Consider the following 22,057-nt stretch of genomic DNA (forward strand, 5'->3'; position numbering starts at 1 on the left):
TCCAGCCGATCGCGTACTCATCCTGACCAAAGCAAACGGCCCGGAAATCCGGGCCGTTTGCTTTGGTGCATGCGGAAGAATCGCGCCGCGTCAGTTGCCCTCGAAGCCGTTGCTGAAGAGGCCGGTGTTGAATGCGCCGAAACGCGCCGCGGCGAAATCGAGGTCGGCGCTGTTGAACACGCGATAGCCGGCCAACACGGTCTGGCCGTCGGCGTGAGCCAGGCTGAAGGCGATGCTGGCCGGCGTTTGTCCGCTGCCGGCGGTGAAACTTGTAGACGCGGGCGCGCCAGCACTGAAGCTCAGATCCGGCTGCAGCTCGCGCACATCGCCGGCGCGACGCGCGAGCCGCCACAGGCAGAAATTGTTCGGGCTGCCGCAGTTGCCGCCGAGGTAGACCGTATTGCTGTCGCTCGAAACCGCCGCAGTCCGCGCCTGGAACTCGACAGGGCTGGTGCCGATATCGAGGCAGCCGTACTTGCGGACCAATCCATCGCTTTCGTCCACGCCCGCAAAGAAACTGCGTGTGGGTGCGCCAGAGGCATAGCCGAACACCTTGATCGTGCTACCGAAGCGCACCATCGCCGTCACCGTGTGACTGCCCGACACCGCACCCGGACACGCCGAATATCCCGCCGCCGCCGAGTTCACCAGCAGCCGCTCACCGGTGCTTGCTTCGAAGCTGGTGTCGCGCTGCAGGCTGCTGTTGTCGATCCGCCAGATCGCGCCCGGCGAGTTCAGCGGATCGTCCACCTGGATCAACCACAGGCTCTTGTTGTTGGGCGCTGAGATGCCGGCGATGATGCGGCGCTCGCTGCTGCCGCTGAAGGTCTGCCCCGGATCAGTCGCAGCCACCACGCCGCTGCTGGACACACGCTGGACGTAGCCCGATTCGACGCTGGGGAACTTGTAGCCACCGGCGACCAGCAGGCTGTCATCCGCCAGCACCAGCACCGCGTGCCCGCGATCACGGCCGTCGAAGTCCGGCTTGAACTTGAAGCCGAGGCCGCCGTCGCCGGAGAAGCTGGTGTCGTCTGCACCGCTCTCGGTGAAGCGCAGCACGCCGACATCGGTGGAGGCATTGCCTGAGCAACGGGTATCGCCGACCACCACGATCCGGAACTGCGAGTCGAACGCGGCATCGCGCACTTGATCCATGCAGGCGTCCTTGGCCACCTTGCCGGTGCCGGCGCCGAAACTCGGGTCCAGGGCGCCATTGGCGAGCAGGCGCGCCAGGGTCACCCGCACGCCGGCGGTGCCGGTGGCAGTGGACTGCCCGACCAGCAGTACCTTGCTGCCCATCGACGGCGGGTACAGCAGCACCTTGATCGCGAGGTCGGTATCGCCGTCGCCGAGGTCGAAGGGCACGGTCACGCGGCCACCGGCGAAGGCGGGATCGAGCTGCCAGGCCTGCTGGGCGACAGCAGGGGCGCTAACGCTTGCGAGCGCGGCGACGCAAAACTTCAACAGACGATTCATGTGCAGCTCCAGTCATCGAAAGGCGACGGGCCGCGGCGTGGCGGATGCCAGCACCGACGGCGCCGATCTCCGGGCCGCAGCCCGGGTTCGATGAGGTGAAACGACACTTCGCCGCTAACCCTGCCACGGCCGTCGGAGGCGGCCGAGTGGCGTGCCTGCGCAGGTTTCAGGGCGAGCCCGGTGCCTGCAGCCAGGGATGATCCTCACCCAGCGCAGTGCGCAGCGAGGCCATTGCCGCAGGCGGCGGCGGCAGCGCATCGAGCTGCGCCCGCCAGACCGCCAGCAGGGCGGCATCCATACCGGCCACGCTGCTCGTGGACGCGGTTTCGGCATTCAGATCGAGCGCCGCACGGGCGGACCCGCGGGCCAGTTCCGGGTGTTCGGCCCGCAGTCGCTGCGCGGTGACCAGCAGGCTGCGGGTGGCATTGAGTCGGGCCATGCTGCCCTGCACCGCTGCCGCCTGCAGGCCAGCCACAAACGGCTGCAAACGCTCAGCCGAGGGCTGTTGGAGCAGGCTGAGCCGGCTGGCAAAGGAATCAAGCGTCTGGTTCAGTCCGGGCGAGGCATGTGCGGAAAGCGCCTGACGCAGGCTTGCGACTTCGGCAGTCGCCAATTCGAAGTCTCCGGCAAGGATGCGGGTGTCCAGCGCACTCAAGCGCGCCCGCATGCAGTCCAAGCTTGCTTCGCCGAGGCCACCGCACATGCCGCGCACAGCGCGCTCGGCCAGCGCCAGGGCCGCCTTTGGGCGCGCCAGAAAAGCCAGCGTCTTGGCTTCGGTGGCATCGCGTGCGGCGCGCGCGAGGCGCGACTCGGCGGCATCGGCAGCAGCGTTGTTCGCGTGCATCGTTTCGAGTGCTTCAAGCAGGTCGCCGCGCATGAACAGCACGTTCGAGCGCACCGTCGCGACCGTACGCATCGAGACGTTCGAAACGACGCCGGCGGCGCTCCAGATCGCATCGGCGGAATCCGCGTGGCGCAGCGCGCCGTCGAGGTCGCCCACCTGCAGCAGTGCGGTGGCCGCGCCGCCGATGATCACGCCACGCTGCAGCGCGCTGCCCTCGATCGCCGCCTGGGCCAGGCGCGCAGCCTCTTCAGCCGCCTGGGCGCCGGCCACCTGATCGCCCCTGGCGCGCGCCAGCTGACCGCGCAGGATCGCCAACTGCGCGAGCAGAAGGCCATCCTCGCGCTGCTCCGGGGTCAGCGCGGCATGTGCTTGAACCAGCGCTGCGTCCGCCTCGTCGAGGCGCCCCAGAGGAATCAAAACCTGCACGCGCGCAATCGCCACCAGCGCTCGCTCGCGGCCGGGCCGATCCGCCAGCCGGGCTATCTGGTCGAGCTGTGCCAGTGCGCGCGGAAATTCACCGCGGTGGATCAGCAGTTCCGCCAGCACCAGCTGCAGTGACCGTTGCATCTCGGCATCGCCGAATTCGCCCAGCAGATTCTGGTTGGCGGCCAGATCGATCAGCCGCTCGGGGGTGATCGGCTCGGCGCTGCTGCTGGCACGGTCGATCACCGCCACGAAGTGCTCGCGCAGGATGTCCTGCCGCCGCACCTCGCCGAGCGCCGCATCGCGCTCGCGCTCGAACGCGGCTGCATTCGCGACCGCAAGCTCGGAGGCGTGTTCAGCGCGCTGCATCTGGCGCAGGCTGAACGCGGTGGTGGCCAGCAGCACCAGCACGGCGGCCGCACCCGCGACCACCATCAGCCGATGCCGCCGCACGAACTTGCTGAAGCGATAGCCGAGGGTATCCGGCCGCGCTTCGATCGGACGCCCCTGCAGGTAGCGCTCCAGGTCGGCGCGCAACGCCGCCACCGACACATAGCGCCGCTGTGGCTCGGGCTGCAGGCAGGTCAACACGATGGTATCGAGATCGCCCTGCAGAACCGCCACACGACGACGATCTGCACCCGCTGACTGCGCGAGCCGCTGCGACGGCGGCTCAGGCAGACGCAGGCTGCGGTCGTCGCGCCCGACGGTCTGAGCGCGCGGAAACGGGCGCTGCCCGCACAGCAGTTCGTAGGCGATCACGCCGAGGGCGTACACGTCGGTCGCGGTGCTGACCGGCTGGCCGAGCAACTGTTCAGGCGCTGCATAGTCTGGCGTGAACGCTGCGTGCTCGGTCTGGGTCGGCGCACCCGCGGCATTCGCGCCGCTTTCGGTGTCGTCGAGCAAGAGTTTGGCAATACCGAAATCGAGCAAACGCACCCGGCCCTGCGCATCCACCAAGATATTGGCCGGCTTCAGGTCGCGGTGCAGCACCAGGTTCTGGTGTGCGTACTGCACCGCTTCGCAGACCTGCATCAGCACGGCGATGCTGCGCGCGGGGTCGGCGTCGAGACGTTCGGCCCAGCGGTTCAGCGGTTCGCCTTCGACCAGCTCCATCGCGAACCAGGGCTGGCCATCGGTGCTGATGCCGCCATCCAGCAGGCGGGCGATCTGCGGATGCTGCAGGCGCACCAGAATCTGCCGCTCCTGGCGGAAGCGCCGCAACGCGCTGGCATCGTCGCGCAGCGCCACGCGCAGCAGCTTCAGCGCGACCTGCTGCACGAATCCGCCGCTCTCGCGCTCAGCCCGATACACATCGCCCATGCCGCCGCGACCCAGCCGCTCGCGCAGCGCATACGGGCCGAAGCTCAGGCCAACGCGCGAATCGGCTGCGTCATCCAAGGGCGTCAGCTGCGCCAGCAGTGGCCGATCGAGCGGGCCTTCGCAGGCGGCATCGGCGGCCAGCAGCCGGCGCAGTTCTGTCAGCAGCGCTGCATCACCGGCACAAGCCTGCTGCAGCCAGGCCTCGAAGCCCGCCCCCTCCTGATCGAACGCCTCCGGCAACAGTGCAAGTGCGCGGCGCAGCACGTCGCTCTCGGCGGTCTCTCGGGTATCGCTCATGCCTGCGGGCCTGCGTCGACGTCGGACTCATTGGCTGCCGCCGCACCAAGGTCGGCGTAGATCATTGCGCGCGCGGTGCGCCAGTCGCGGAACAGGGTGCGCTCGGCCACCTGCAGCACCCGGCTCATCTCGGGAAAACTCAGCCCGCCAAAGAAATGCAGTTCGACCACCTGCGCCAGCCGTGGCGAGGCCTCGGCCAGTCGGGTCAGGCATTGTTCCAGCGCCAGCACGTCGAGCGGATCAGTCTCGTCGGCGACCACACCGCCTGAGGTCAGGGTGACCAGGCGCAGTCCACCGCCGCGCTTGTCGCTGGCGCGGCAGCGCGCCATATCCACCAGCACCTGCCGCATTGCCCGGCTGGCGAGATTCAGCAGATGCGCTTCGTCCAGCACCTGCGCGTTGGCCAGCTTCAGATAGGCCTCGTGCACCAGGCCGGTGGTCTGCAGGGTGGCGCCGCCGGCAGCGAGCTGCCGATGCGCGATGCGCTTGAGCTCGGCATACAGCTGATCGAACAACGCAGCAGCAGGGAGGGCAACACCGTCGACCTGACTCATGCGCGATGCTCGAACAAGGATGCGCGAGCCTAAACCGCGGCCTGGGCAACGTCCATGGCTGCGCTCGCCGCGCTGCGTACTCTCAAGAGTTCATCGCACCGATCACCCGGTTGGGCGGGCTTCAGCCTGGCAGCAGCACCGACTGATAGCTTCGCGGCCTTGCCCCGCTGGAATGCACCGATGTCTACGCGCGCTCGCTACGCCCTTTGCGCCGCACTGGCCCTCTTCGCTACAGCGGCATTCGCCGACACCGACAGCTCCGCGAAAGCGCCCTCTGTTGCAGCACTCAACGCGACGCCCGCCGGCATCGACCCCGACTGCGATTACCTGCCAGCCGATTTGCCCGAGCTGGACATCGAACAGCTGCAGGAGGTCGTGTTCGAAGGCGACTGCCGCAGCCTTGAGTCCGCGGCGGCAGAGCGGCTGCAGACCCGCCTCGACGCCCCACCCGCGCTTGAGCCTGAGCTTGACGCGGAAGAGCAGGCCGAGGGGGAACGGGAGCTTGAGCGGACTCGGTTCTATCTGGCAGCGCTGCGCACCGCGCAAGCCATGCAGCGCGGTGATGTGCACACATCCCGCCTGCAGCTTGATCACTACGCTGAACTGATCACTCGACATGAGGAGGAAGATCCCGAATCGCTGCAGGCAGGGCTGAAGTACGTCGACGAGATCCGCGCCGTGCTTGAGCACCGCGCGGCTCGCGTACGCCCGCTGGATCCGGCTGCGCCCAGGCCCGATTGGACACTTGGCAGCAGGTTTTGCGGCACCGCTCGGGCGTTACTCGATTGGCACCTGCGCGGCTCGCCGAACGTTCCCGCCGCTTGGATCGCAATAGGCGAGCCCGAGGCCGCCGTGCACAGCCTGCTCAACAACTATTGGCTGGATGCCATCGAAGAAGGCGTGGCTCCGCCGATGCTGCGCGAGTACAGCGAACTCGCCTTCGGGCCCGGCAGCTACGCCGACGCGGTCGGTCAGGCGCTGGCCGGCGTCTGGATCGAACAAGGCCCCTTGGGCCGCCACGCCTGGCTGCCGCTGTTCGGCCGCCGGCTGCCGGTGCCGGTGGCTGCCGAGTCAGTACGGGGCGAATTACCGACCCAGTTCGACAGCTCCGCCGCGCTGCGCGAGTGGCTGCGCCCGCTGCTGTTGCCTGCGCAATAGAGCGCTCTGTGTACGGGCCGCACTTCGCGTCGCGGCCTTCGGCGCCTGCAGGCAAAGCCGATCTGAACTGCGGAAGCGGCCAGGGCATCCCTGCCGGTCACCCGCCTGCCGCGATGCCTTGCTATCGTGCACGGCTGTCGCCATCTTGCGGCGCTCGTGTCTGGAACCTCCCTCATGCTTGAACGCGCAATCGAACGCACCCTGTACGCCTCCCGCTGGATTCTGGCGCCCATCTATCTGGGCCTGTCGCTGGCTGTGCTGGCTCTGGGCATGAAGTTCTTCCAGGAGATCTTCCACGTGCTGCCGCTGGTGTTCGAGAAATCCGAAGCAGACCTGGTGCTGGTGGTGCTGTCGCTGATCGACCTGGCCCTGGTCAGCGGCCTGCTGGTGATGGTGATGCTGTCGAGCTATGAGAGTTTCGTCTCACGCCTCGACACCGCCGAGAACGATGGCGACAAGCTCGGCTGGCTGGGCACCATGGACTACACCAGCCTGAAGAACAAAGTGGCTTCGTCGATCGTTGCGATCAGCTCGATCCACCTGCTGAAAATCTTCATGGATACCCACAAGACCGACAACGACAAGCTGCTCTGGTACGTGGTGATCCACCTGACCTTCGTGGTGTCGGCGGTCGGCATGGGCCTGCTCGACAAGGTCACCCGCAAGGACTACTGATGGCCATCCGCAACCCGCTGCAGGAACAGCTGCTGAAAGCCGGCCTGGTCAACAAGAACAAAGTTGACCAAGTAGCGCGGCAACAGCAGAAGGCTCGCGACGGCAAGCCAACGGCAAAGCCGGAGGCCGAAGCCGTCGATGCGCAGAAGCTGGCGGCCGAACGCGCCGAGCGCGATCGCCAACTGGAGGCCGAACGCAAGGCGCAGAAACATGCGCAGGAGCTGCAGGCGCAGATCCGCCAGATCGTCGACAGCCAGCGCATCAAGCCCGGGGGCGAGATCGAGTACCGCTTCACCGACGGCAACGCGATCAAGTCGATGCTGGTCAATCCCGCGTTACGCAGCCAGCTGGCGAAGGGGCAGCTGGTGATCGTCCGCTTTGGCGCGGGCCACGCGATGGTGCCGCGTGCGGCAGCTGACAAGGTGCGCGAACGCGACGCCAGCGCGATCGTGCTCGATCACGCCAGCGGAACGACCTCTGCCAGTACCGATGCAGATCCCGATGCCGACTACTACAAGCGATTCGAAGTGCCCGACGACCTGATCTGGTAAAGCGTCGGGCGTGTCCGATCTCAGCGCCTGACGTCGGCGCCTTCGGCAGCCATCCAGCCCTCTACGTCGGCGAGACTGCAGCGATTCATGTCACCCGGCACGGTGTGCTTGTAGCAGCCAGCGGCGAGCGCGAACTGCAGACACTGCTGCGGCGGGTAGTCGCTGTGCAGGCCGTGCAGCAGGCCGGCGGCGAAGGCGTCGCCGCCGCCAATGCGATCGACAATGCCGGCCAGGGTGTAGGCCGGGGCTTCGATCAATTGGCCGTCGCGTAGGGCCATCAGCGCACCGAGCTGCTGCTGCTCCACGCCTTCGGACAGGCGGAGCGTGGCGGCGAAATGCTGCAGCTGCGGGAATGCGGTGAAGGCGGCTTCCGCGGCGGCCGCGAACGCGCGAGTCGGGCTGAGCCCCTCGAAACGCTCGCCCAGCACCAGGGCGATATCGCGATGATTGGCGAACAGCACATCGGCCTCGGCCATCAAGGGCCTCAACAGCACGGCGGCATCGCCACCCCAGGCCTGCCATAGCTTGCCGCGGAAGTTGCCATCGAAAGACACCCTGAGCCCGGCAGCACGCGCCGCACGCGCGGCTGCGATCGCCGTTCGCGCCGACTCCAAACCGAGCGCGGGGGTAACTCCCGACAGATGCAGACGACTGCCGCCTTGCAGCAGGGCGGGCCAATCGAAGCGGGCCGCCGGCGCCTGCGCGAACGCCGAGCCCGCGCGGTCGTAGACCACCTCACTCGGCCGTCGGATGGCGCCCTGCTCGAAGAAGTACAGCCCCATGCGGCCGGGCTCGCGCAGCACGCGGCTCGTGCCCACGCCAAGCCGCCGCAGCTCGCCCAGGGCCGCATCACCGAGCGCGCCTTCGGGCACCAGGCCGAGCATTTCCACCGCCTGCCCGAGCTGGGCCAGACCCGCGGCGACATTGGCCTCGGCGCCACCGACATGCACGTCCAGTCGCGGGCTCTGCAGCAGACGCTCATGGTCGGGTGCCGACAGGCGCAGCAGCAGTTCGCCAAAGCACAGGATCGGCGCGCTCATGGGTTCACTCCCGAGCACCGAATAGAGCGCTCTTCAAGCTGCTTCGAACATCCGCCCTGCACTTGTTGCCTGTTGCTGCGGTGCAGCATGCAAAACATCAACATCCCCCGCTCTCCCGTTCGCAGTGTATGGCTTGCTTATCAGCAACTTGAGTTGAGGCGTTCCGGCCAGAACCACCTTGGAACTGCCTGGCTTGTTGCTGCGGCGCGCTGCTTGCTAGGCTTCTGTCCACCGGTGTCACGGCCATCTTCTCACGCCAGATGTTACCGGTGTCAAAGACATTCCGGCGCCGATCCCACGGGACGGAGGCCATCCGAGGGGAGGGAGTATTTCGTGAATACGAGTGCACGTGTGAATCCAGTCTTCAGCGTCGCCAAGCTGACTGCCGCTGTGTTGTTCGGGCTGCAGATGATGGCCAGCGCGTCCGCGCAGGATGGGGCAGCCCAGGTTCCGAGCCGCGATGAAGCGACCGAGCTTGATGCCGTGGTGGTGTCCTATCGCGCAAGCTTGAACAAGGCCTTGGACGTCAAGCGCGCCGAGGTCGGTCAGGTCGACGTGATTGTGGCCGAGGACATCGGCAAGTTCCCGGATCTGAACCTGGCCGAATCGCTGCAGCGCATCCCCGGCGTCGCCATCACCCGCGATGCAGGTGAGGGCCGCAACATCTCGGTGCGTGGCTTGGGCCCGCAGTTCACCCGCATTCGCATCAATGGCCTGGAAGCGCTGGCCACCGGCGGCGGCACCGATTCCTCGGGTGGCGCCAATCGCGGCCGCGGTTTCGACTTCAACGTCTTCGCCTCCGATCTGTTCAACAGCATCACGGTGCGCAAGACCAGCACCGCCGATGTGGATGAAGGCTCGCTGGGTGCTACGGTCGACCTGCGCACCGCGCGCCCGTTCGACTATGACGGGTTCACCGCGGTCGGCTCGGCTCAGGCCAGCTATGGCGATCTTTCCGGCGACTTCAATCCGCGCACCGCGGCGCTGATCAGCAACACCTGGGGCGACGGTCGCTTCGGCGCCCTGCTGTCAGTCGCGCAGAGTGAGCGCGATCTGATCGAAGAAGGCCACAGCACGGTGCGCTGGAGCACCTCCACCGCGAACGGCAACTTCAACGCCAACTCGCCGTTTGCGGCTGCCCGCGGCGCCACCGTGTTCCACCCGCGCCTGCCGCGCTACGGCGTGGTCGAGCACCATCAGGAGCGCCTGGGCGCCACGCTTGCCCTGCAGTGGCAGGTCAGCGATGCCACGCTGGTCAACTTCGACATGCTGCATGCCAAGTTCGACGCCACCCGCGGCGAGAACTTCCTGCAGGGCCAGAGCTTCTCGCGCGCCGGCAACGGCAAGCCGCAGACCAGCGTTCGCGAGGGTCAGGTGGATCCGAATGGCAACCTCGTCTACGGCCTGTTCGACGGCGTCGACCTGCGCTCGGAATCGCGCTACGACGAGCTGGTGACGCGCTTCAATCAGTTCAACCTTGAGCTCAGTCACGAGTTCACCGACAACCTGCGCCTGGATGCGATGTACGGCGAGTCGGATTCGCGCTTCCGCAATCCGATCCAGACCACCATCACCCTCGACCGCGCCAACAGCAATGGCTACAGCTGGGACTACCGCGGCAACGATCGCCTGCCGATCATCGATTACGGTTTTGACGTCACCAACCCGGCCAACTGGAGCTGGCTCAACACCGCGCCGAACAGTCAGGGCTCGGAGATTCGCCTGCGCCCGCAGACTGCCGACAACGGCTACCGCACCGGCCGCGTCGACCTGACCTGGGACGCCAGCTACACCTGGTCGTTCAAGGGTGGCGTGAGCTGGAAGGACTACGACTTCATCACCACCGAACGCCGCCGCACCTCCGAGACTGCCGTGCCGGCGCTGCCCGCAGGCACCTCGCTGGCGGGTTTGACGCGGCTGATCGGCTTCGCCGGGCTGGGCGTGCCCGGCAACACCCCAAGCAGCTGGCTGATCCCGGACGTGAATGCGTTCGCCAACCTGTTCGACATCTATTGCAACTGCGGCACGTTCGCGCTGTCGGCCGACCCGGCCCGCGGCAACAACGGCAGCGTCACCGAAGAAACCCTCGGCGGCTATCTGCAGGCCGACTTCAACACCGAACTGCTGGGCCGCAATTTCTCCGGCGGCTTCGGCGTGCGCCACGTCCGCACCGATCAGAATTCGGTTGGCATTGGTCTGGTGGCCGGCGTACCCACCAACATCTCGGTGGACCGCAGCTACAGCGACACGCTGCCCTCGCTCAACCTGAGCTGGGAACTGAACGAAGACCTGCTGCTGCGCTTCGGCGCCGCCAAGGTGATGTCGCGTCCCGGCCTGGGCAGTCTGAGCCCGGGCGTGAACATCACCGTGTCGGGCTCGGCGCGCGGCATCAACGGACAGAACCCGCTGCTGGAACCGTTCCGCGCCACCACCTATGACCTCGGCCTGGAATGGTATTTCGCCGAAGAGTCCCTGCTGTCGCTGGCGCTGTTCTACAAGGACATCGACAGCTTCGTGCAGACCACGCGGCAGACCGGCACTTTCGATCAGAACCCCTTCGGCATTCCGCAAAGCCTGCGTCCGGCCAACACCTCGGCGCAGGACAGCTGGGAGTTCACCTTCCCGGTCAACACCGCCGGCGGCCCGCTGAAGGGCTACGAAATCTCGTTCCAGAAGCCGTTCACCTTCCTGCCGGGCGCACTCGCCAACACCGGTATCCAGCTGAACCATACCCACGTCGAGTCGACCATCGACTACGTCACCGCAACCGGCGCGCTGGCGGCACGCGAGAACCTCACCGGACTGTCGGAGAACGCCTACAACGCTACGCTCTACTACGAAGACGAGCGTTTCGGCGCCCGTGTGTCGGTGTCCAACCGCGACGACTTCCTGACCACAGTCCCGGGCCGCGACGGCAACGATGTCGAAGGCACCAAGGCCAGCACCTCGGTGGATGCGTCGGCCTCGTTCCAGCTCAACGACAAGGTCGAGTTCACGCTGGAGGGTCTGAACCTGACCAACGAGTTCAACGACCAGTGGGTGGATTCGGTCGGCGACCGCGTCAACGTCTATCACCAGACTGGCCGGGTCTACATCGTCGGCGTCCGCGTGAAGTTCTGATCGAAGCCGCTCGGGTTCAGGCGCCCTGAATCAGGACGCTGTGAGCCAGAACGCTCCGCTCCAGAACGCAGCAAACAGTGCGGACCGGTGCGCTTCTCTCCCACCGGTCCGCGCTGCAGCGGGGTCGCCCGCAGGGACGCCCTCACTTTTTGATAGCCAGCATCCCCCTCCCCACCTGCTCGCGCCCCCGCGCTTCCATGCGCGGGATCGCAGCGCCGGGTTGATGCGGCACTTGGCCCGGTCCTCCCCGGCCTGGGCCATGTTCTGGCCGCCGACTTCCCGCGGCGGCCATTTTTTTGCGCTTCCGCTCGATTGCCGGCGAGTCCCGGCCATGAGTGGGCGCTGCTGAGTTCCATGCCCCTCCGATGAGGCCCGCGCATGCACTACCGCTTACCCATCCTGTTGCTGAAGGCGAGTCTGCTAAGTCTGGCACTGCTTTCCGGCGCGCACGCCGAACCGCTGCGCCTGCATCTCGCCGGTGATTCGACCTTGTCCGACAAGCTGCCGGAAAAGCGCCCCGAAACCGGCTGGGGCGAGGCCTTGGCCGGCCTGTTCGCGCCCGGCCAAGTGCTGGTGATCAATCGCGCGATGAACGGCCGCAGCACACGAACCTTCATCGAGGAAGGCCGCTGGCAGGCTCTGCTCGACACGCTGGCGCCAGGCGACGTGGTGTTCATCCAGTTCGGCCACAACGACGCATCCGAACACAAGCTCGATCGCTACACCCCGGCCGATGACTACCAGGCCAATCTGGCGCGCTTCGTCACCGACGTGCGTGCGGCCGACGCCGAGCCGGTGCTGCTGACGCCGGTCGCGCGGCGACGCTTCGATGCCGCGGGCGAACTGCAGCCCAGCCATGGCGAGTACCCGCAGCGCGTGCGCGCGCTGGCCGAGCAGCTCGATGTGCCACTGATCGATGCCGAGGCGCTCAGCAGCGCGGTGCTCGTGAACGCCGGGCCTGCGGCCTCTGCTGCGCTGTTCCTGCACCTTGCGCCGGCCGCGCATCCCAACTACCCGCAGGGCCTGCAGGACGACACCCACTTCTCACCCGCCGGCGCTCGTGCGGTGGCGGAAGCGGTGGCGCAGGCGCTGCGTGAGAGCGGCCATCCGCTGGCAACAAAACTGCAGGCGCCGGCGCGGTGAAACGCGCCGGCGCTGCATTGCGATCAACGTGGTGGCGGACGCCGCGGCAGCGCTTTCAGCGGCTCCATGGTGGTGAGGTCCCAATCGGCCTCGACGAAGGGCGCACGCACTTCCGGCACCGCCGGGTAACCATCGACTTCGGTTTCGCTGTCGATGATCGCGCCACGGCCTTCGATCACATTGGCGACGATGCGACGATCGATGTCGTCACGGTCCCAGGGCCGCGCGCCGGCGTTCTCGATCACCGCGTCCTGCACGTCGATCGCCGGCAGCAGCTTGACGCCCTGCGGCAGAGCCGGTGCGCGCTTGAGCTCGATGATCTGCGCCCGGCCGGTGCTGTAGCGACCGATCAGCGGCAGCGGCTGGCCGATGCGGTCAACCGCAATGGTGTCGTCCATGAACAGTTCGACATCGCCGGAGCCGCCCAGCATGAAGAACGCCAGCGGCTCGGTCGACGGCCCGCCGCGCAGCACATTGCCACGCAGGGACAGCTGGCCAAGCTGATACTCGCGGCCGACCCATTCCTGGGCGATCAGGTTGTAGTGCACGGCGCGCTGACCGGGGTCGTAGATCAGATTGTTGATCAACTGGCCGCGCGCACCGCCCTTGAACAAGGGGCTGCGCTCGTAGTTGTGCGCGTACAGATTGCCGACGATCAGGATGTCGTTGACGTTGTCATGGATCAGGCTGCCCTTGCTGTGTTCGCCCTTCGCATGGGTCGAATGGGCCAGGCCTTCGGCCAGCAGATTGTTGCTGAAGGTGATGCGGTGGCTGACATTGCGCCGCCATTCGTCGGGCGTCTCGCCGACGAAACGCGTGCCCGACGAGGACAGGTTCTCGTCGGTAGCCCAGGTCATCGAGTTGTGGTCGATGATCACATCGCGTGCGCCACCCAACGTGGTGATGGCATCGATATCGAAGCCGGCATCCTTGCGCAGACCGCCCTCGCCCGGGCGGATGCGCAGATGGCGAATCACCACATCGTGGGTCGCGATCGTCAGGCCGCCGCGGATCAGGGTGATGCCCGGCGAGGGCGCGGTCTGGCCAGCAATGGTGAGATAGGGCTCGCTGATCGGAATCTCGCGCAGCTTGAGATCAATCACGCCAGCCACCTCGAACACGATCACGCGCGGGCCGCTGGTTTTCAGCGCCTCAAGCAAGGAGCCCGGGCCCTCGGCCGCGAGGGTGTTGACGCGCAGGATCTGCCCGCCACGCCCGCCGGGCGTCTGCGCAGCCCAGCCCTGAGCGCCGGGAAACGCCAGCGTCGGCTCGGCCGCAGATGCTGGCAACGGCAGCAGGCTGATGCCAGCCAGCAGCAGCGCTGCTGCACGGAATCGCCTGTGGCCTCGAGTACTCGTCGCCAAGGTGATGCGAAGGTTTCTGAACATCGTGATTTCCCTCCTCCGTGTGGTCTGAAGCTTGGCGCTGTTGCAGCGCTCGTTGTAAATGACACCGGTTTCCCTTATACAACATTCCACCCACGCGGGGCGCCTGCCAGCGCCTTGCGGGCCGCATTCCGGAGCCCCGAGTGAAGCCAAATCCTGCCGCATCTGAACCCCTCGAACTGAGCCGTGAGATCGCCGCGCACTTTGTTGCCGCGCGCCTCGCCGCACAGGCCCTGCCCGGCTACCCGGGCCCGTTGCCGCAGTCGCTGGACGCCGCCTATGCTCGCCAGGATGCGGCGATTGCACTATGGCCGGATCGCGTGGCCGGCTGGAAGGTCGGGCGCATTCCCGATGTCTGGCTGGAGCGCATGGGCGAGGACCGCATCATGGGACCGGTGTTCGCGCATCGACTGCACACGCTGACGGCAGATCAGATCGCCGAGCTGCCGGTGATCGCCGGCGGCTTCGCCGCGGTCGAGGCCGAGTACGTGTTCGTGCTTGGCGCCGATGCGCCGATCGACAAGACCGATTTCACTCCGCAGCAGGCCGCCGAACTGGCGGGCGAACTGCGGATCGGCATCGAGCTGGCCGGCAGCCCGCTCGCTACGATCAATGAACTGGGCCCGGCGGTGGTGGTGTCCGACTTCGGCAACAACGCCGCCGTGTTTCTCGGCCCGGTGATCGGTGATTGGCGCGAGCGCAGCTGGGACAGTCTGGTCTGCGCGACCTGGGTCGAGGGCATGCAGGTCGGCCGTGGCGGTGCATTGCACCTGCCCGGCGGTCCGCTGGCGGCGCTGGCGTTCGCGCTCAATCGCGGTGCCCGCCGCGGGCATCCGCTGAAAGCCGGAATGATCGTGTCGACCGGTGCTGCCACCGGCATCCACGACATCCTTGCCGGGCAGTCTTCCCGGCTCGTGTTTGACGGCCTGGGCGAGCTGCACTGCCACGCGGTGCCGGCCACTGCAACTGCGAAGGAGCAGCTTCGATGATTGATCGCATCAGCCGTCGCCGTGTACTCGGCGGCATTGGCGCAGCCGCGGCACTCGGCTGCGCGCCCTGGGCCGGCGCAACCGCGACGCACACGCTGACCACCACGGATGTCCACGTCAGCGACTACCCGACCGTGCAGGCGGTGCGCTGGATCGGCGAGCAGCTTGCGGCCGAAACTGCCGGGCGTCTGAGCCTGCGCGTGTATCACTCCGGCCAGCTCGGCCGCGAGAACGATCAGATCGATATGGCCCGCTTCGGCGCGATCGACATCACCCGCGTCTATTCCGGCGCGCTCAACAATGGCTGGCCACGCACGATCGCGCTCGGCTTGCCCTATCTGATCCGCAGCAAAACCCAGCTGCGCGCGCTGATCGATGGCGAAGTCGGCGCGCGGATTCTGGCCGGCTTCGAAGCGCGCGGCCTGATCGGGCTGGCCATCTACGACTGCGGCTCGCGCAGCATGTACAACACCCGCGGCCCGCTGCGCACGCCGGCTGATCTCGCCGGACTCAAGCTGCGCGTCCCGCCTTCGGACATTTTTCTGGAGCTGATGGGTGCACTCGGCGCCAACCCGACCCCGCTGCCGTTCGGCGAGGTGTTCTCGGCGCTGGAAACGCGGTTGATCGACGGCGCCGAGAACAACATCCGCAGCTTCCACAGCAGCCGCCAGTTCGAGATCGCTCAGTTCTGGTCAGAGACCGAACATTCCTACGCGCCCGATTTCCTGCTGATGTCAAAACGCAACTTCGACGCACTCAGCGGCGACGACCAGCAGCTGCTGCGCAGCCTGGCGCAGCGCTCGATGACGGTGATGCGCCAAGAGTGGGATGCGAGCGAAGCGCGCGCCCGCGAAGCCGTTCTGGCCGCCGGCGTGCAGATCAACAGCGTCGATATCGAAGCCTTCCGCGCCGCCGCGGCGCCGGTGCTGGCGCGCTATCGAGCCCATCCCGAGGTCGCGCCCCTGGTCGACCGCATCGAAGCCGAGGCACAGGCATGAACGACAGCGCTGCCCCACAGAATCCGCTTGATCGCGCACTCGCACCCATCGCTCGCGCCGCCACCGTGATGGCGGCATTCGGCCTGTTCGGGATGGTCATTACCCAGGGCTGGCAGGTGCTCGCCCGTTACGCCTTCAATGCCTCGCCAAGCTGGAGCGAGCCGGTGACCCTGATCTGCCTGACCACTACCCTGGCCTTTGGCGCCGCATCAGGCGTTCATGCACGCAGCCATTTCAGCTTTCCTCTGCTGGTGCTGCTGCTGCCCAAGCCGGGTCAGCGACTGTTCTCGCGGCTGTCGGCGCTGATCGTGATCCTGATCGGCCTGCTGCTTGCGGTGTTTGGCATGCAGCTGGCGCTCGATGGGCTCGACGTGCACATGGCGGGCGCACCGCTGCCGCAGAGCAGCGCCTACTTTCCACTCAGCCTCGGCGGCGCGCTGATGGCTCTGTTCTCACTGCCGCATCTGCTGCGCGCCCCGCTGGAGACCCACTGATGGCCATCGCCCTGCTGTTTCTGGCCTTCGGTCTGCTGCTGTTCGCCGGCGTGCCGGTTGCGTACGCGCTGGCCGCCGCCTCGGTGCTGGTGCTGTTGCATCTCGACCTGCCGCTGATTCTCGCCACCCAGCAGCTTGCAGCCGGTAGCGGTGCGGTATCGCTGATCGCGATTCCGCTGTTCATCTTCACCGGCGAGCTGATGCTGCGCGGCGGCATCTCCGAGCGTCTGATCGGCCTCGCGTCAGCCCTGGTCGGCCACATCCGCGGCGGCCTCGGCCAAGTCAATGTGCTGTCGAACCTGTTCTTCGGCGGCGTGTCCGGCTCGGCGATTGCCGATGTGTCCGCGGTCGGCGGCGCGATGATTCCGCAGATGGTCAAGCGCGGCTTCGATCGCGATTTCGCGGTCAATGTCAGCGTCAGCGCCGCCCTCGTGGCGCTGCTGGTGCCGCCTTCGCACAACTTGATCCTGTATTCGGCCGCGGCCGGTGGCGGGCTCTCGATTGCCGACCTGTTCGCCGCAGGCATCGTGCCGGCGCTGATGCTGACGCTGGCGATGATGATCACCGGCTGGTTCATCGCGCGCCGTCGTGGCTATGCGGTCGAAGCGTTCCCCGGCTTCAGGATGGTTCTGGTGCGGCTGGTCTCGGCCCTGCCCGGCCTGCTGCTGGTGCTGCTGATCTTCTTCGGCATCCGCGCCGGGATCTTCACCGCGGTGGAGAGCGCGGCCATTGCCGTGGTGTACGCGCTGGTGATCACCGTGTTCGCCTACCGCGCCCTGCGCGGCAGCGCCCTGCTGGATGCCTGCATGCATGCGGCGCGCACCACCGGAAGCATCCTGTTCGTGATCGCCTCAGCCGGCCTGTTCGGCTGGCTGCTGGCCTATCTGGAGGTGCCTGCAGCTGCAGTCGAAGCCCTGCGCGCCATGGCGAGCGAGCCGCTGAGCGTGCTGCTGCTTATCGTGATCGTATTGCTCCTGCTCGGCACCTTCATGGATCTGGCACCGCTGATCCTGATCTGCACGCCGATCTTCCTGCCGGTCGCCAAGGCCTTCGAGATTCATCCGATCCACTTCGGCGTCGTGCTGATCCTGGCCGGTGGCATCGGCCTTATCACGCCTCCGGTCGGCTCGGTCCTGTTTGTCGGCGCAGCGATCGGACGTATCCCGGTCAGTCAAGCCCTGCGCACGATCTGGCCCTTCTACGGCGCCGCCGCGTTGGTGCTGCTGCTGGTGGCGCTGTTCCCGGCCCTGTCGCTGTGGCTGCCGGCCGCGCTGAAATGAAGCCCCGCCGGGGTTCGCCGCGGGGCTAGAATCGGGCCACCTTTCCAGCGAACCACACGATGAGCCCTAGCCCAAAAACTCCGCGCAGCGACACCACTGAATCCGCGGCGCCGCAGGCCAAGGCCAAAGCAGCGCAGGGGAAGACCACCATCAACGACATCGCCCGGCTGTCGGGCGTGTCGAAGAAAACTGTATCGCGAGTGATCAACGGTTCCGAACTGGTCCACCCGGAAACCCGCGACAAGGTGCAGGCGCTGATGGAGGAAATGGGCTACACGCCCGATCCGCAGGCGCGCGGCCTGGCGTTTCGGCATGCGTTCCTGATCGGCCTGGTGTTCGACAACCCGACCGCGCAGTACATCGTCAACATGCAGTACGGCGCACTCGATGCGCTCCGCGACTCCGGCTTCGAGCTGGTGGTGCACCCGTGCGACAGCAAGCAATCCGACTACATCGAGGGCATCAAGCGCTTTGTACAGCGGCAGAAACTCTACGGCGTGATCCTGATCCCGCGCGTGTCCGAAGATCAGGCACTGGCCGACGCACTGCAGGAGCTTGAAGTGCGCTACGTGCGCATCGCCTCGGTGCCCTTGGACGAGCCGACGCGGATGGTGCTGACCCACGACCGCCGTGCCGGCGGTGAGGTTGCCGAGTATCTGGAGTCCTTGGGCCATCGACAGTTCGGTCTGATCACCGGGCCCAAGCGCTATCGATCATCGATCGAGCGCGGCGGTGGCTTCATCGAGGGCTTGAGTCGCCGCGGCATCAAGCTCAGCGAGGACTGCATCTATGAAGGCGGCTACACGTTTGAATCCGGCGTCACCGGCGCTGAGGCCCTGCTGCGGCAATCGCCGCGACCGAGTGCGATCTTCGCCTGCAATGACGAAATGGCCGCCGGCGTCTACAAGGCCGCGCTGCGGATGGGGCTGTCGATTCCCGGCGATCTTTCGGTGGTGGGCTACGACGACAGCCCGCTCGCCAGCCAGTTGTGGCCGCCGCTGACCACCATCCATCTGCCGGTGCGCGATCTCGGCCGCCAGGCCACCGGGCTGCTGCTCGCCAAGGACTGGCCGCGTTCGAAAGAGTCGCCGGCCGCGTTTACCGTCAGCCCGCATCTGGTGGTGCGCGACTCGACCCAGCCACCGCATTCGAGCGCCGCCGCTTAGGCGGCCGACCGTCGCGCCGCTGCGCTGCCACCCGCACAGGCGGCGGCACGGCCCTGTGATAAATGGTCAACGCGGGCACGCGCTGCCCAAACGGTGAAACAGTCCAAGCATTTGCCCGCGCGCAGCATCCTATGGTGCACGCCCACCCGCTTGGCTTCATCGCAGTGCTGCCACTACCCACACCCCGCCAACCCGCCGCGGGACAGCCGCCTGCCCAGCAGCGGCTGGCACAACTGGACAAGCGCCGCGCGCTGCTGACCGGCTTGCTGCATTTCGCGATCCTGCTGTCGTGCTGCGCCGCTGCGATCGCGGCCTTCATTGCGTTGGAGCACGGCAGCGACATGACGCTGGCGCCGCGTCTCGCGGTCGCCGTGCTGCTCGGAACCCCGATGGCGATGTTGGCGATGTATCTGTGCGTGATCCCGCTGTTCGAGGCGATCGAGCGGCGCTGGGCACCGACCTGGGTCATCGAGGAATCACCGGATCTGGTTCGCGTACACGGCCACCTCGGCTTTCTCGACGAGCAACGCGTACGCGGCCTGCTGCGCGACATGCGTCCCGGGTTCAGCGTGATCCATGGCAGTGACCACGGCTGCGTGCTGGTCGCCCTGCCGACGGCCGATCAAGCACGCTTAGGCGAGCCCGCGCCGGCGCGGTTTTCGACCTCGTGACGCAGGCCGACCTTCATGTCTCCGGCGGGTGTGCGTGGGCTGGTGCGTGGTTGAATCAATCGAGCCATTCCCCTCGGATGCTGCGCCACAGCTTGCCGTCCCCGGTTTTCCCGGCCAGAATGACACCGGTAGTCATTCGGGCCACACAGAGACGCGTGCCGGGCAGCACAGCGCCCGCCATGTCGGCGCACGCTCGGCCTGCTCCACCCGCCTCGGTTGAAGCTCGATGGGCAGACGCCTCGCAACAGGGAGATGCATTCGTGGGAAATCCGTTCAGTCTTGAAGGCAAGACCGCGCTGGTCACCGGCGCCAACAAAGGCCTCGGCCAAGGCATCGCGTTGGCGCTGGCCGCAGCCGGCGCCGATATCGCCGCGGTCAGCAGCTCCGGTGCTGACGACACCGCCGCAAAGGTGCAGGCACTCGGCAGGCGCTTCGTGCATGTGCAGGCTGACCTGACCTCGCTGGAGCCGATCCCGCGTATCATTGAAGAGACCCTCGCCACGCTGGGGCGTCTGGATATCCTGGTGAACAATGCCGGCATGATCCGGCGCGCGGACGCGGTCGACTTCAGCGAGGCCGACTGGGATGCAGTGATCGACCTGAATCTCAAGTCGGCGTTCTTCCTGTGCCAGGCGGCCGGGCGCCATTTCATCGCCCAGGGCGGCGGCAAGATCATCAATATCGCCTCGATGTTGAGCTTCCAGGGCGGTATCCGGGTGCCCTCGTATACCGCCAGCAAATCCGGGCTGGCCGGCATCACCAAGCTGCTCGCCAACGAGTGGGCGGCCAAGGGTGTCAACGTGAATGCGATCGCGCCCGGCTACATGGCCACCGACAACACCGCCCTGCTGCGCGCCGACGAGGGCCGCAACCGCGACATCCTCGCGCGCATTCCGGCTGGACGCTGGGGCACGCCGGACGATCTGGCCGGTGCCGCCGTGTTCCTCGCCTCAGCGGCTTCTGACTACGTGCACGGCACGGTATTGGCCGTGGATGGCGGCTGGCTGGCGCGCTGATCAACCCATCAACCGACGCGTCGGGCGCAGTGCCCGGCGCAGGCTGGCGCAATCGCGCCGTCTGTAGCGTCCTCCCTCTGACGCAGTGCGCGTCGCCCCCCGACAAGGAACACCCCATGAAAATCGCCCTGATCACCGAAAACAGCCAGGCGGCCAAGAACGAGATCATCGTCACTGCGCTGAAGACGGTCGCCGAGCCGCTGGGTCACAAGGTCTTCAACTACGGCATGTACTCGGCCGAGGACAAGGCCTCGCTGACCTACGTCATGAACGGCCTGCTGGCAGGCATCCTGCTGAACTCCAAGGCTGTCGACTTCGTGGTCACCGGCTGCGGCACCGGCATGGGCTCGATGCTGGCCTGCAACGCGATGCCGGGCGTGTTCTGCGGCTTGGTCATCGACCCCACCGATGCCTTTCTGTTCGGCCAGATCAACGATGGCAACGCGATCTCGATGCCGTATGCGAAAGGCTTCGGCTGGGCCGCCGAGCTGAACCTGCAGGACTGCTACCGCAAGCTGTTCGACGGCGAGCGCGGCCTGGGCTACCCGAAGGAGCGCGCGGCGATCATGGCCAAGAACCGCGGCATTCTGGCCCAGGTCAAAGCCACCACATGCAAGGACATGCTGACCGTGCTGAAGGAAGTCGATCAGGATCTGCTGAAGGCGGCCGTGGCCGGCGAGAAGTTCCAGGAACTGTTCTTCCCGAACTGCCAGGACGCCGCCATGGCCAGCTACATCGAAGGCGTTCTCAAGGCTTGAAGTTCGGCGGCCGGCCGGGCTTTGGAGTTCTACGCAAAGCCGACAGTGCGCGGGTATTGCACAGCAACACCAGCGCTGTCGGCGGATTCATCACTGGAGGCTCGATCGCGTGGACTGCACAGCGACCGAACAGACTGCGTGGCGCGCGTCGGGGCTGATTCGCGCGGTGTCGATTGCCGAGCCGCGGACGGCGAGGGCCTCCAGCACTATCGAGCTCGATCGGCAGGCCACCGAGCTTGGCTGCCGTCCCCGCTCACCCATGTCCGCGCGCCTGTCGGCGGCACTCCTGGGGGTGACGCTCGCGACCTCGGTCGCGACCGAAGCCCGTGCCAACGACAGGCGCGCCGACTCCTATGTCGAGCGCGAAGCCGACCTCGCGGTGCGTCAGCCCGGCCCACACGAAGGCTTGGGCGAGACCACTGCCTTCCCCTTCTTCGAACAGGCCGACGGCTTCGACCTGGTGTTCCGCAAGCGCGCCCTGCATCCGGGCGCCACCATCGGCGAGCACGTCAACGACAAGGACGAGATCTACTACGTCCTAAGCGGCCGCGGCGAATTGAGCCTCAACGGCGAGCTGCGCACGGTCGTTGCCGGCGATGCCATCCTCACCCGCAACGGCGACAGCCACGGCATGCGCCAGCAGGGCGAAGAGGATCTGGTGATCTTCGTGGTGTTCAAGCGCCCGGCGCGCTGAAG

General features: G+C 66.7%; 19 protein-coding genes. 14 read left to right on the forward strand and 5 right to left on the reverse strand.

Annotation, left to right across the window (positions count from 1 at the left end; translation table 11 throughout):
- Positions 1 to 90: 90 nt before the first annotated feature.
- From ACIQ7H_RS12190 to ACIQ7H_RS12200, 3 genes are all read right to left on the reverse strand, one after another.
- Positions 91 to 1,476 carry a hypothetical protein gene (locus tag ACIQ7H_RS12190; RefSeq protein WP_395791807.1) on the reverse strand — a complete coding sequence of 462 codons (1,386 nt, stop codon included), beginning with the start codon at positions 1,474 to 1,476 and terminating at the stop codon, positions 91 to 93.
- A 166-nt stretch (positions 1,477 to 1,642) separates the two neighbouring features.
- Complete coding sequence (locus tag ACIQ7H_RS12195; RefSeq protein ID WP_395791809.1) at positions 1,643 to 4,363, reverse strand: protein kinase; 2,721 nt, start codon at positions 4,361 to 4,363, stop codon at positions 1,643 to 1,645.
- Entirely contained in the window at positions 4,360 to 4,917 is a 558-nt protein-coding gene (locus ACIQ7H_RS12200; protein WP_395791811.1) for an ECF-type sigma factor, read from the reverse strand. The genes ACIQ7H_RS12195 and ACIQ7H_RS12200 overlap by 4 nt, the downstream gene beginning before the upstream one ends.
- A 180-nt stretch (positions 4,918 to 5,097) precedes the next feature.
- On the opposite strand from ACIQ7H_RS12200, the gene ACIQ7H_RS12205 reads away from it, so the two are divergent.
- The 3 genes from ACIQ7H_RS12205 (at position 5,098) to ACIQ7H_RS12215 (ending at position 7,301) form a co-directional block, all read left to right on the forward strand.
- A complete protein-coding gene (locus ACIQ7H_RS12205; protein ID WP_395791813.1) occupies positions 5,098 to 6,075 on the forward strand; it encodes a hypothetical protein in 978 nt (325 codons plus the stop codon).
- 174 nt (positions 6,076 to 6,249) lie between these two features.
- Positions 6,250 to 6,750, forward strand: a complete 501-nt coding sequence (locus ACIQ7H_RS12210; RefSeq protein ID WP_395791815.1) for a TIGR00645 family protein — start codon at positions 6,250 to 6,252, stop codon at positions 6,748 to 6,750.
- A 5-nt stretch (positions 6,751 to 6,755) separates the two neighbouring features.
- Positions 6,756 to 7,301: a DUF2058 domain-containing protein gene (locus ACIQ7H_RS12215; protein ID WP_395791847.1), complete on the forward strand. Its 546-nt coding sequence runs from the start codon at positions 6,756 to 6,758 to the stop codon at positions 7,299 to 7,301.
- A gap of 20 nt (positions 7,302 to 7,321) precedes the next feature.
- On the opposite strand, the gene ACIQ7H_RS12220 is transcribed toward ACIQ7H_RS12215, so the two are convergent.
- Positions 7,322 to 8,341: a PfkB family carbohydrate kinase gene (locus ACIQ7H_RS12220; RefSeq protein WP_395791817.1), complete on the reverse strand. Its 1,020-nt coding sequence runs from the start codon at positions 8,339 to 8,341 to the stop codon at positions 7,322 to 7,324.
- A gap of 408 nt (positions 8,342 to 8,749) precedes the next feature.
- Between ACIQ7H_RS12220 and ACIQ7H_RS12225 the strand changes: the two genes are divergently transcribed.
- Complete coding sequence (locus tag ACIQ7H_RS12225; RefSeq protein WP_395791849.1) at positions 8,750 to 11,461, forward strand: TonB-dependent receptor; 2,712 nt, start codon at positions 8,750 to 8,752, stop codon at positions 11,459 to 11,461.
- Between the two features lie 378 nt (positions 11,462 to 11,839).
- The gene (locus ACIQ7H_RS12230) at positions 11,840 to 12,604 is read left to right on the forward strand and encodes a rhamnogalacturonan acetylesterase (RefSeq protein WP_395791819.1); all 765 of its coding nucleotides are present in this window, start codon (positions 11,840 to 11,842) and stop codon (positions 12,602 to 12,604) included.
- Between the two features lie 23 nt (positions 12,605 to 12,627).
- Here ACIQ7H_RS12230 and ACIQ7H_RS12235 read toward each other — a convergent pair whose 3' ends face one another.
- Positions 12,628 to 13,992, reverse strand: a complete 1,365-nt coding sequence (locus ACIQ7H_RS12235) for a polysaccharide lyase family 1 protein (RefSeq protein ID WP_395791821.1) — start codon at positions 13,990 to 13,992, stop codon at positions 12,628 to 12,630.
- Between the two features lie 140 nt (positions 13,993 to 14,132).
- Between ACIQ7H_RS12235 and ACIQ7H_RS12240 the strand changes: the two genes are divergently transcribed.
- From ACIQ7H_RS12240 to ACIQ7H_RS12280, 9 genes are all read left to right on the forward strand, one after another.
- A complete protein-coding gene (locus ACIQ7H_RS12240) occupies positions 14,133 to 14,978 on the forward strand; it encodes a 2-keto-4-pentenoate hydratase (RefSeq protein WP_395791823.1) in 846 nt (281 codons plus the stop codon).
- Positions 14,975 to 15,976, forward strand: a complete 1,002-nt coding sequence (locus ACIQ7H_RS12245; protein ID WP_395791825.1) for a TRAP transporter substrate-binding protein — start codon at positions 14,975 to 14,977, stop codon at positions 15,974 to 15,976. The genes ACIQ7H_RS12240 and ACIQ7H_RS12245 overlap by 4 nt, the downstream gene beginning before the upstream one ends.
- A complete protein-coding gene (locus ACIQ7H_RS12250) occupies positions 15,973 to 16,470 on the forward strand; it encodes a TRAP transporter small permease (RefSeq protein WP_395791827.1) in 498 nt (165 codons plus the stop codon). Before ACIQ7H_RS12245 ends, ACIQ7H_RS12250 begins: the two co-directional genes overlap by 4 nt.
- Positions 16,470 to 17,750 carry a TRAP transporter large permease gene (locus tag ACIQ7H_RS12255; RefSeq protein WP_395791829.1) on the forward strand — a complete coding sequence of 427 codons (1,281 nt, stop codon included), beginning with the start codon at positions 16,470 to 16,472 and terminating at the stop codon, positions 17,748 to 17,750. Before ACIQ7H_RS12250 ends, ACIQ7H_RS12255 begins: the two co-directional genes overlap by 1 nt.
- Positions 17,751 to 17,809: 59 nt before the next feature.
- Positions 17,810 to 18,916, forward strand: a complete 1,107-nt coding sequence (locus ACIQ7H_RS12260; protein WP_395791831.1) for a LacI family DNA-binding transcriptional regulator — start codon at positions 17,810 to 17,812, stop codon at positions 18,914 to 18,916.
- Between the two features lie 131 nt (positions 18,917 to 19,047).
- Positions 19,048 to 19,587, forward strand: coding sequence for a hypothetical protein (locus ACIQ7H_RS12265; RefSeq protein ID WP_395791833.1), 540 nt, complete (start codon positions 19,048 to 19,050; stop codon positions 19,585 to 19,587).
- Positions 19,588 to 19,847: 260 nt separating this feature from the next.
- Positions 19,848 to 20,603, forward strand: a complete 756-nt coding sequence (gene kduD, locus ACIQ7H_RS12270; RefSeq protein WP_395791835.1) for a 2-dehydro-3-deoxy-D-gluconate 5-dehydrogenase KduD — start codon at positions 19,848 to 19,850, stop codon at positions 20,601 to 20,603.
- A 116-nt stretch (positions 20,604 to 20,719) separates the two neighbouring features.
- On the forward strand, positions 20,720 to 21,361 hold the full coding sequence (locus ACIQ7H_RS12275) for an RpiB/LacA/LacB family sugar-phosphate isomerase (protein WP_395791837.1): 642 nt from the start codon (positions 20,720 to 20,722) through the stop codon (positions 21,359 to 21,361).
- 259 nt (positions 21,362 to 21,620) lie between these two features.
- Entirely contained in the window at positions 21,621 to 22,055 is a 435-nt protein-coding gene (locus ACIQ7H_RS12280) for a cupin domain-containing protein (RefSeq protein WP_395791839.1), read from the forward strand.
- Positions 22,056 to 22,057 lie beyond the last annotated feature (2 nt).

Origin of the sequence: Aquimonas sp. (assembly GCF_044377145.1) — a bacterium.
GTDB lineage: Bacteria > Pseudomonadota > Gammaproteobacteria > Xanthomonadales > Xanthomonadaceae > Aquimonas.

Bases quoted from the DNA above. Each gene is read 5' to 3' on its own strand.
- ACIQ7H_RS12190 (WP_395791807.1), bottom strand. From the start codon at position 1,476: ATGAATCGTCTGTTGAAGTTTTGCGTCGCCGCGCTCGCAAGCGTTAGC.
- ACIQ7H_RS12195 (WP_395791809.1), bottom strand. From the start codon at position 4,363: ATGAGCGATACCCGAGAGACCGCCGAGAGCGACGTGCTGCGCCGCGCA.
- ACIQ7H_RS12200 (WP_395791811.1), bottom strand. From the start codon at position 4,917: ATGAGTCAGGTCGACGGTGTTGCCCTCCCTGCTGCTGCGTTGTTCGAT.
- ACIQ7H_RS12205 (WP_395791813.1), top strand. From the start codon at position 5,098: ATGTCTACGCGCGCTCGCTACGCCCTTTGCGCCGCACTGGCCCTCTTC.
- ACIQ7H_RS12210 (WP_395791815.1), top strand. From the start codon at position 6,250: ATGCTTGAACGCGCAATCGAACGCACCCTGTACGCCTCCCGCTGGATT.
- ACIQ7H_RS12220 (WP_395791817.1), bottom strand. From the start codon at position 8,341: ATGAGCGCGCCGATCCTGTGCTTTGGCGAACTGCTGCTGCGCCTGTCG.
- ACIQ7H_RS12225 (WP_395791849.1), top strand. From the start codon at position 8,750: ATGATGGCCAGCGCGTCCGCGCAGGATGGGGCAGCCCAGGTTCCGAGC.
- ACIQ7H_RS12230 (WP_395791819.1), top strand. From the start codon at position 11,840: ATGCACTACCGCTTACCCATCCTGTTGCTGAAGGCGAGTCTGCTAAGT.
- ACIQ7H_RS12235 (WP_395791821.1), bottom strand. From the start codon at position 13,992: ATGTTCAGAAACCTTCGCATCACCTTGGCGACGAGTACTCGAGGCCAC.
- ACIQ7H_RS12245 (WP_395791825.1), top strand. From the start codon at position 14,975: ATGATTGATCGCATCAGCCGTCGCCGTGTACTCGGCGGCATTGGCGCA.
- ACIQ7H_RS12250 (WP_395791827.1), top strand. From the start codon at position 15,973: ATGAACGACAGCGCTGCCCCACAGAATCCGCTTGATCGCGCACTCGCA.
- ACIQ7H_RS12255 (WP_395791829.1), top strand. From the start codon at position 16,470: ATGGCCATCGCCCTGCTGTTTCTGGCCTTCGGTCTGCTGCTGTTCGCC.
- ACIQ7H_RS12260 (WP_395791831.1), top strand. From the start codon at position 17,810: ATGAGCCCTAGCCCAAAAACTCCGCGCAGCGACACCACTGAATCCGCG.
- ACIQ7H_RS12265 (WP_395791833.1), top strand. From the start codon at position 19,048: ATGGTGCACGCCCACCCGCTTGGCTTCATCGCAGTGCTGCCACTACCC.
- ACIQ7H_RS12275 (WP_395791837.1), top strand. From the start codon at position 20,720: ATGAAAATCGCCCTGATCACCGAAAACAGCCAGGCGGCCAAGAACGAG.
- ACIQ7H_RS12280 (WP_395791839.1), top strand. From the start codon at position 21,621: ATGTCCGCGCGCCTGTCGGCGGCACTCCTGGGGGTGACGCTCGCGACC.